Source organism: Microbacterium sp. NPDC089321, from assembly GCF_040684935.1.
Lineage (GTDB): Bacteria > Actinomycetota > Actinomycetes > Actinomycetales > Microbacteriaceae > Microbacterium.
Genome location: NZ_JBFBGX010000004.1, coordinates 1 through 5,777 on the forward strand (window position 1 = coordinate 1; position 5,777 = coordinate 5,777).

The 5,777-nt window shown below is 55.5% G+C and carries 3 rRNA genes; all 3 read left to right on the top strand.

Features of this window, described 5'->3' with window-relative positions:
- Positions 1-571: 571 nt before the first annotated feature.
- The 3 genes from AB0N59_RS14875 (at position 572) to rrf (ending at position 5,773) form a co-directional block, all read left to right on the top strand.
- Positions 572-2,096, top strand: a 16S ribosomal RNA gene (locus AB0N59_RS14875).
- 351 nt (positions 2,097-2,447) lie between these two features.
- Positions 2,448-5,553, top strand: a 23S ribosomal RNA gene (locus AB0N59_RS14880).
- A gap of 103 nt (positions 5,554-5,656) precedes the next feature.
- A 5S ribosomal RNA gene (gene rrf / locus AB0N59_RS14885) occupies positions 5,657-5,773 on the top strand.
- The 16S, 23S and 5S rRNA genes sit together here, the layout of an rRNA operon.
- The last annotated feature ends 4 nt before the right edge of the window (positions 5,774-5,777 follow it).

The window sequence follows — 5,777 nt, forward strand, 5'->3', positions numbered from 1 at the left end:
GCGGGGGTGCGACACGCCCGGGGTGTGGTGGTGATTTGCGGGGGTGGTGGGTGGCGCGTAAATTATTACTTGTTCGCCCCAAGCGGTTGAGCGGAAGGCCTGAAGGGCCTGGCTCCCCTCCAAGTAGCGAACCACCCACCTCCAGCATCTTGGACTTTGGTTCTTGGTGTGGGTCTTAGGCCCGGGGAGTGTGGTTCCCGGTTCGGGTTCGTCGATTTGACAAGCTCGCTGGTTGGGATAAGCTGGAGCGGTTGCCTCGTTGAGGCGGCGGATGTCTTCACCTGGTCCTTACGGCGTGTCGGATTTGACTGCCTGGTCGGGAAGATATAAGATTGTGAAGTTGCCCTGCGCTTCTCTGCCCTGAGGGGTGGGTGTGCGGGTGCGTCCGATCCTTGAGAACTCAACAGCGTGCACTTGTCAAATGCCAAATTATCCTCGTCCAATCCCTGTGGGGGTTGGTTGAGAATTCCTTTGGATCAATTTATATGAATGTCAGCAATGATGTTCGTCTCTTTTGGTCAGTTTCAAACTCGCTGCATGACCGTTTTCCCGGTTGTGTATGCATTTCTTTTTTACGGAGAGTTTGATCCTGGCTCAGGATGAACGCTGGCGGCGTGCTTAACACATGCAAGTCGAACGATGAAGCCCAGCTTGCTGGGTGGATTAGTGGCGAACGGGTGAGTAACACGTGAGCAACCTGCCCCTGACTCTGGGATAAGCGCTGGAAACGGCGTCTAATACTGGATATGTCCCGTCACCGCATGGTGTGCGGGTGGAAAGATTTTTCGGTTGGGGATGGGCTCGCGGCCTATCAGCTTGTTGGTGAGGTAATGGCTCACCAAGGCGTCGACGGGTAGCCGGCCTGAGAGGGTGACCGGCCACACTGGGACTGAGACACGGCCCAGACTCCTACGGGAGGCAGCAGTGGGGAATATTGCACAATGGGCGAAAGCCTGATGCAGCAACGCCGCGTGAGGGATGACGGCCTTCGGGTTGTAAACCTCTTTTAGCAGGGAAGAAGCGAAAGTGACGGTACCTGCAGAAAAAGCACCGGCTAACTACGTGCCAGCAGCCGCGGTAATACGTAGGGTGCAAGCGTTATCCGGAATTATTGGGCGTAAAGAGCTCGTAGGCGGTCTGTCGCGTCTGCTGTGAAATCCCGAGGCTCAACCTCGGGCTTGCAGTGGGTACGGGCAGACTAGAGTGCGGTAGGGGAGATTGGAATTCCTGGTGTAGCGGTGGAATGCGCAGATATCAGGAGGAACACCGATGGCGAAGGCAGATCTCTGGGCCGTAACTGACGCTGAGGAGCGAAAGGGTGGGGAGCAAACAGGCTTAGATACCCTGGTAGTCCACCCCGTAAACGTTGGGAACTAGTTGTGGGGTCCTTTCCACGGATTCCGTGACGCAGCTAACGCATTAAGTTCCCCGCCTGGGGAGTACGGCCGCAAGGCTAAAACTCAAAGGAATTGACGGGGACCCGCACAAGCGGCGGAGCATGCGGATTAATTCGATGCAACGCGAAGAACCTTACCAAGGCTTGACATACACGAGAACGGGCCAGAAATGGTCAACTCTTTGGACACTCGTGAACAGGTGGTGCATGGTTGTCGTCAGCTCGTGTCGTGAGATGTTGGGTTAAGTCCCGCAACGAGCGCAACCCTCGTTCTATGTTGCCAGCACGTAATGGTGGGAACTCATGGGATACTGCCGGGGTCAACTCGGAGGAAGGTGGGGATGACGTCAAATCATCATGCCCCTTATGTCTTGGGCTTCACGCATGCTACAATGGCCGGTACAATGGGCTGCAATACCGTAAGGTGGAGCGAATCCCAAAAAGCCGGTCCCAGTTCGGATTGAGGTCTGCAACTCGACCTCATGAAGTCGGAGTCGCTAGTAATCGCAGATCAGCAACGCTGCGGTGAATACGTTCCCGGGTCTTGTACACACCGCCCGTCAAGTCATGAAAGTCGGTAACACCTGAAGCCGGTGGCCTAACCCCTTGTGGGAGGGAGCTGTCGAAGGTGGGATCGGTAATTAGGACTAAGTCGTAACAAGGTAGCCGTACCGGAAGGTGCGGCTGGATCACCTCCTTTCTAAGGAGCACTGCAGGCCTTCGGGTCTGACAGAGCCGGATTCGCACCGAATGTGTGTGACCGGAGCTCATGGGTGGAACATTTGACATGGCATTCGACCTGAGGGTTTGAGTTAGTACGCTGCTTCGGCAGGGGGAACGCTGGGCCTGAGGGTGGGGTGCCTGCACGCTGTTGGGTCCTGAGGGACCGGGCCGGCCTTCGGGTCGTTCTGAACCTCTCGGCCCTTACTTCTGTTGCCGTATGGCAGTAGGGGTGGGGGACCGCCCGTACTTTGAGAACTACACAGTGGACGCGAGCATCTTAAAGAAAACCGAATCAGATCTTTTCCTGGATCTGGTTCATCTCATGTGATTTCAAGTCTTTAAGAGCAAACGGTGGATGCCTTGGCATCTGGAGCCGAAGAAGGACGTAGCAATCTGCGATAAGCCTCGGGGAATTGATAAGCGAGTGTTGATCCGAGGATGTCCGAATGGGGAAACCCCGCCAGGCGTTTGTGCGACCTGGTGACTCCCGCCTGAATATATAGGGCGGGTAGAGGGAACGTGGGGAAGTGAAACATCTCAGTACCCACAGGAAGAGAAAACAACAGTGATTCCGTGAGTAGTGGCGAGCGAAAGCGGATGAGGCTAAACCGGGTGTGTGTGATAGCCGGCAGGCGTTGCATGCCCGGGGTTGCGGGACTCTTTTGAACATTCTGCCGAGTGTTCGACGTGATGTGACGATATAGACGAACCGTCTTGAAAGGCGGGCCATAGTGGGTGCCAGCCCCGTAGTCGAAATGTTGTGCGCAGCGTGAAGAGTATCCCAAGTAGCACGGGGCCCGAGAAATCCCGTGTGAATCTGTCAGGACCACCTGATAAGCCTAAATACTCCCAGATGACCGATAGCGGACAAGTACCGTGAGGGAAAGGTGAAAAGTACCCCGGGAGGGGAGTGAAATAGTACCTGAAACCGTTTGCTTACAAACCGTTGGAGCCTCCTTAGTAGGGGTGACAGCGTGCCTTTTGAAGAATGAGCCTGCGAGTTAGTGATATGTGGCGAGGTTAACCCGTGTGGGGTAGCCGTAGCGAAAGCGAGTCTGAATAGGGCGTTTCAGTCGCATGTTCTAGACCCGAAGCGAAGTGATCTATCCATGGCCAGGCTGAAGCGACGGTAAGACGTCGTGGAGGGCCGAACCCACTTAGGTTGAAAACTGAGGGGATGAGCTGTGGATAGGGGTGAAAGGCCAATCAAACTTCGTGATAGCTGGTTCTCTCCGAAATGCATTTAGGTGCAGCGTTGCGTGTTTCTTGCCGGAGGTAGAGCTACTGGATGGCCGATGGGCCTCACCAGGTTACTGACGTCAGCCAAACTCCGAATGCCGGTAAGTGAGAGCGCAGCAGTGAGACTGTGGGGGATAAGCTTCATAGTCGAGAGGGAAACAACCCAGACCACCATCTAAGGTCCCAAAGCGCGTGCTAAGTGGAAAAGGATGTGGAGTTGCTTAGACAACCAGGAGGTTGGCTTAGAAGCAGCCACCCTTGAAAGAGTGCGTAATAGCTCACTGGTCAAGTGATTCCGCGCCGACAATGTAACGGGGCTCAAGCACGCCACCGAAGCTGTGGCATTGACATTTGTGGTAGGCCTTCGTGGTCCAGCCGTGTTGATGGGTAGGAGAGCGTCGTGTGGCGAGTGAAGCGGCGGTGTAAACCAGCCGTGGACGCCACACGAGTGAGAATGCAGGCATGAGTAGCGAAAGACGTGTGAGAAACACGTCCTCCGGAAGACCAAGGGTTCCAGGGTCAAGCTAATCTTCCCTGGGTAAGTCGGGACCTAAGGCGAGGCCGACAGGCGTAGTCGATGGACAACGGGTTGATATTCCCGTACCGGCGAAGAACCGCCCCAGTCAATCCAGTAATGCTAAGTGTCCAAAGCCGGACATCGAACCCTTCGGGGTTCACCGTCCGGTGGAGCACACGACCCTATGCTGGTGCGGCTAGCGTATTAACAGGTGTGACGCAGGAAGGTAGCCCAAGCCAGGCGATGGTTGTCCTGGTGCAAGTGCGTAGGCCGAGTCATAGGCAAATCCGTGACTCATACAGGCTGAGACACGATGCGGATAAAAAGTGGGTGATCCTATGCTGCCGAGAAAAGCATCGACGCGAGGTTCAAGCCGCCCGTACCCCAAACCGACTCAGGTGGTCAGGTAGAGAATACCAAGGAGATCGAGAGAATCGTGGTTAAGGAACTCGGCAAAATGCCCCCGTAACTTCGGGAGAAGGGGGGCCACCCGCTTATACGGACTTGCTCCGGAAAGGGTGTGGTGGCCGCAGAGACTAGTGGGTAGCGACTGTTTACTAAAAACACAGGTCCGTGCGAAGACGCAAGTCGATGTATACGGACTGACGCCTGCCCGGTGCTGGAAGGTTAAGAGGACCGGTTAGCCGCAAGGCGAAGCTGAGAATTTAAGCCCCAGTAAACGGCGGTGGTAACTATAACCATCCTAAGGTAGCGAAATTCCTTGTCGGGTAAGTTCCGACCTGCACGAATGGCGTAACGACTTCCCAACTGTCTCAACCGCGAACTCGGCGAAATTGCACTACGAGTAAAGATGCTCGTTACGCGCAGCAGGACGGAAAGACCCCGTGACCTTTACTACAGCTTGGTATTGGTGTTCGGTGTGGCTTGTGTAGGATAGGTGGGAGACTGTGAAGCCGTGACGCCAGTTACGGTGGAGTCATTGTTGAAATACCACTCTGGTCATATTGGATATCTAACTTCGAACCGTAATCCGGTTCAGGGACAGTGCCTGGTGGGTAGTTTAACTGGGGCGGTTGCCTCCCAAAAAGTAACGGAGGCGCCCAAAGGTTCCCTCAACCTGGTTGGCAATCAGGTGGCGAGTGTAAGTGCACAAGGGAGCTTGACTGTGAGACTGACAGGTCGAGCAGGGACGAAAGTCGGGACTAGTGATCCGGCAGTGGCTTGTGGAAGCGCTGTCGCTCAACGGATAAAAGGTACCTCGGGGATAACAGGCTGATCTTGCCCAAGAGTCCATATCGACGGCATGGTTTGGCACCTCGATGTCGGCTCGTCGCATCCTGGGGCTGGAGTAGGTCCCAAGGGTTGGGCTGTTCGCCCATTAAAGCGGTACGCGAGCTGGGTTTAGAACGTCGTGAGACAGTTCGGTCCCTATCCGCTGCGCGCGTAGGAAGTTTGAGAGGATCTGACCCTAGTACGAGAGGACCGGGTTGGACGAACCTCTGGTGTGCCAGTTGTTCCGCCAGGAGCACCGCTGGTTAGCTACGTTCGGGATGGATAACCGCTGAAAGCATCTAAGCGGGAAGCCGGCCTCAAGATGAGACTTCCATGCCCCTCGGGGCGAGAGGCTCCCAGCCAGACTACTGGGTTGATAGGCCAGATGTGGAAGCGTGGCAACACGTGCAGCTGACTGGTACTAATAAGCCGATGACTTGATAACACTCCTTTCTGCGAGATGAACGCGTCCACTTTGTGGTTCTCGACGTACGGTCGGAACCAAACAACCACACTCAACGTGTGCGTTGCCGAAACGTCAATAGTGTTACGGCGGCCATAGCGTGAGGGAAACGCCCGGTCACATTCCGAACCCGGAAGCTAAGCCTCACAGCGCCGATGGTACTGCAGGGGGGACCCTGTGGGAGAGTAGGACACCGCCGGACTTCT